This window comes from Corynebacterium sp. ED61 (assembly GCF_015233855.1).
Lineage (GTDB): Bacteria > Actinomycetota > Actinomycetes > Mycobacteriales > Mycobacteriaceae > Corynebacterium > Corynebacterium dentalis.
The window spans coordinates 1-1,307 of sequence record NZ_JADGIT010000017.1; the positions used below are offsets into that span (position 1 = coordinate 1).

General features: G+C 56.3%; 1 protein-coding gene. It reads right to left on the reverse strand.

Annotation, left to right across the window (positions count from 1 at the left end; translation table 11 throughout):
- Positions 1-22 precede the first annotated feature (22 nt).
- A protein-coding gene (locus tag IM764_RS10295) for an IS3 family transposase (RefSeq protein WP_194187737.1) occupies positions 23-1,257 on the reverse strand; the annotation gives its coding sequence in 2 pieces (ribosomal slippage) (positions 23-966 and positions 966-1,257; 1,236 coding nt in all).
- Positions 1,258-1,307: the final 50 nt, after the last annotated feature.

Consider the following 1,307-nt stretch of genomic DNA (forward strand, 5'->3'; position numbering starts at 1 on the left):
TGAAGTGCCCTAGGTTTTGTTCCTAGGCATGTGCCTTGATTTCCATTATTCCTTGGGCAGGGTTGTGGCTCCAAAACTCTGATTCAACCTCAGCTGGCGTGCGGTACCCCAGGGACTGATGGAGCCTAGAATCGTTCCACCAGGTAACCCACTCGAAGGTTGCGATCTCCACGTCCACCACATCGCTCCACGTGCGGGTATGAATCAGCTCGTTCTTGTAGGAACCATTGACGTTTTCCGCCAGCGCATTGTCATAAGAATCGCCCACCGTGCCGGTAGAAGCAGCAATCCCATATTCCGCAAGCCGCTCGTTGTAGACAATGCTCACGTATTGCGAACCGTGGTCAGAGTGGTGGATCAGGCTTGAGGTTTCCTTTGCGCTGACGATCGCCTGGTTGAGCGCTTGCAGCGGCAACGCCTCGGTACGCATCGAATCCGATAGCGCCCATCCGACGATCCGCCGGGAGAACACATCGGTGACAAAAGCGGTGTATACGAACCCCTTTCGGGTGCGCACATAGGTAATGTCAGCTACCCACAATGCGCCCGGTGCTGGCGCTGTGAAATCGCGAGCAACCAGGTCTGGACGCGGATCCGGACCTTTGGGCTTGCGAGTCGTCACAGGAGACCGGCCTTTCCCCTTGCCAGTAACGCCAGCAAGGCGCATCAGACGCGCGGTCTGCTCACGCCCAATATCGATGCCGTCTCGACGAAGAACATGCCAGATCTTACGGACGCCGTAGACTCCGTAATTGGCGCTATGAACAGCACTTATATGTTCGACCAGGGCAGCGTCGCGAAGACTGCGGGCACTAAGCCCGCGAGCTTTGGACTGGCGGTACCCACGAGAGGTAATGAAGCCACCTTCCCGATTGCTCTTCAACGTCTGGCAGATGAACTCGACTGTGAAACGATCCCGGTGTTCATCGATGAACTGGATCATTTCCGACGTTGTGGGTCGAGTTCTGACGCGAAAAAAGCCGATGCGGCTTTCAATAACTCGTTGGTGTCGCGAAGCTCTTGATTCTCACGGCGCAACTTGGCTACCTCTGCAACGAGATCTTCGGGTAAGGGCTCAGCAACTCGGCCTTCGCGGCGAGCAGCCTGCGTCCACTGCCGGGCTGTGTGCCACGACACTCCCAACTTCGGTGCCACAGTCTGGCAAGCGGATTGCATCGAAAGGTTCTCTACCAGGATACGGTCCTCGACGAGGCGGACCACGCGGTCCTTCGCATCCTGGTCAAATTTCTTTGGCATGTTCCAGATTTTCCCATCTACTCAGACGGAACAAAACCTGGGGCACTTCA